The sequence below is a fragment of the Yoonia sp. R2-816 genome, from assembly GCF_046762905.1.
In the GTDB taxonomy this organism is placed as follows: domain Bacteria; phylum Pseudomonadota; class Alphaproteobacteria; order Rhodobacterales; family Rhodobacteraceae; genus Yoonia.
On record NZ_JBKQXN010000181.1, the window covers coordinates 1 to 2,386 of the forward strand.

Annotated in this window: 1 protein-coding gene; it reads right to left on the bottom strand. The window is 53.3% G+C overall.

All coding sequences use genetic code 11. The annotated features are described in order from the left end of the window. Window positions 1-349 precede the first annotated feature (349 nt). On the bottom strand, window positions 350-2,386 hold a 2,037-nt coding region (locus ACFWW2_RS08000; RefSeq protein ID WP_393927439.1), incomplete at its 5' end, for an Ig-like domain-containing protein.

The following is a 2,386-nucleotide window of genomic DNA, read 5'->3' on the forward strand; positions in this document are numbered from 1 at the left end:
CATGGCAGCCAACGCATCCGCGCCAGACACGACCGCCGCGGCTGCCGATCCGATACTCGACCAACGCGGCGGTAACACGCAATCCCCATAGACGCGAAAGCCGCCCGTGCTTTCCTCCTTGTCAGATTTATCGCCGCTGCAGCTCGCGCTGACAGCAGCCACAAACCTTAGACTTTGCTGACTTCTCGTAGATATCCGGGATTGGCGTAAAGCGGACATGCCTGTTTTAGTTGGCTCAGGTAAGTAGGCCACCAAGCTGACCTTCGATGCTCGTCCAGAACCGAGCACCACGATTGCTAGCAATGCGCCATAGCGAAGGTGTTTAAGCCTGCCTTTGAAAGGAGCCACCCTACCCGAAGAGGAAGTCATCTGCAGTCAGAAATGCGGGGTCTAGGCCTTGAATCGTACCGTGCCCGGGAACAACAACAGTGGAGAAAAAGGGGTCCTGGGACGGCTGATAATCCAAATCAGAGTAGAATATACCTGGGATATCAATTCTGATATGGTCAGTGCCATAATCGAAGCTAATGCGGTCGTCTCCAAAACTGGCGCGAAAAACAAATTCGTCACTTCCGGCACCGCCATCAAGCCGATCATTGCCATTGCCGCCTTCTAGGATGTCATTGCCATCGCCGCCCTCTAGGTTGTCATCGCCAGCGCCACCATACAGGATGTCATCGCCAGCGCGGCCATAAAGGGTGTCATCACCATCACCGCCATGTATGATGTCATTGCCATCGCCACCTTCGTTCGTTCCAATAACCTCAAGTGAAACGGTTGCGGTGCTCTCTCCGCCATTGCCGTCATCGACCGTATAGGTGAATGTATCCGTCAGTGTCTGACCAATTGCCACTTGAACAGCATCTGCGTCGGTTGGATCATAACTGATGGTCCCATCGGTGTTTAGCGTCAGGGCTGCGCCATGCGTACTCGTAGCAGAGACAGCTGTAATCGTGAGTGCATCCCCGTCGATATCACTGTCATTGGCAAGAAGGGTGGCTGTATCAATCAAGCTGACATCATATTCTGTGATAAGATTATAGCCTTGAGCAACACCGTTTGCATCGAAAATACGGGCCTTGATGGCAGTATTAGACGTATCGCCTTGCTGCCCGTCACTAGACATCCAAGTGACGACGAATTGGCCATTGTCGAGCGCTGTAACACTCGGGTCGCTTTGAGTGTTATTGGTAAATTCATTGACCAGGAATTCACTGACGATCCCAACGCCATCGGCATCGAAAATACGCGCCTTGATGGCAGAATTGGAAGTATCGCCTTGCTGCCCGTCATAAGACTGCCAGGTGACGACGAAGTCGCCATTGGCAAGTGCTGTAACACTCGGGTCGCTCTGAGTGCCATTGGTGAATTCATTGACGAGGAACTCGCTGACGGTCTCAACGCCATTCTCATCAAAAATACGGGCTTTGATGGCAGTACCGGACGTATCGCCTTGCAGCCGATCATCAGACTCCCAAGTGACCGCAAAACCGCCATTGGCGAGGGCTGTCACACTTGGAAACCATTGAGAGCCATTGGTGAATTCATTGACCTGGAATTCACTGACGATCTCGTCACCAGTCGCATCAAGAATACGGGCCTTGATGGCAGAACCGGACGTATCACCTTGCTGCCCGTCATCAGAATGCCAGGTGATAACGAGATGGCCATTGGCGAGGGTTGTCACACTCGGGTGGTATTGCCAGCTATCGGTAAATTCATTGACGAGGAACTCGCTGACGATCTCGGTGCCATCCGCATCGAAAATGCGGGCCTTGATGGCAGGACTGAACGTATCGCCTTGCTGCCGATCATCAGACTGCCAGGTGACAACAAAATCGCCATTGGCGAGGGTTGTCATGTTCGGACGCATTTGATTGTATTCGGTGAATTCATTGACCTGGAATTCACTGACCACCTCGGTGCCATCCGCATCGAAAATACGCGCTTTGATGGCATAACCGGATGGATCGCCTTGCTGCCCGTCACGAGACTGCCAGGTGACGACGAAATGGCCATTGGCGAGGGTTGTCACACTCGGCTCGGCTTGCCAGTCATCGGTGAATTCATTGACTAGGAATTCATTTGGACCAATAGTATCATCCGCCCCGACAGGGGCATCGTTCACAGGTGTAATCTCAAGAGCAAAGGCATCGCTTGCTGAAAGAGACCCATCGCTGGCCGTCACCGTGACACTCAATGTACCATTGAAGCCCTGCGGCGGTGTGCCCGAGAAACTCCCCGGAGCAGCATCAAACATCAGCCAGTCCGGCAGCGCCGCACCCCCAACCAGCGTTGCACTCAAGGTCAGTGCATCGCCATCCACATCCGTGAATGCGTTGGCTGGTAGTGCAAAACTCACGGCTTCATCTTCTGCTGAAGACTG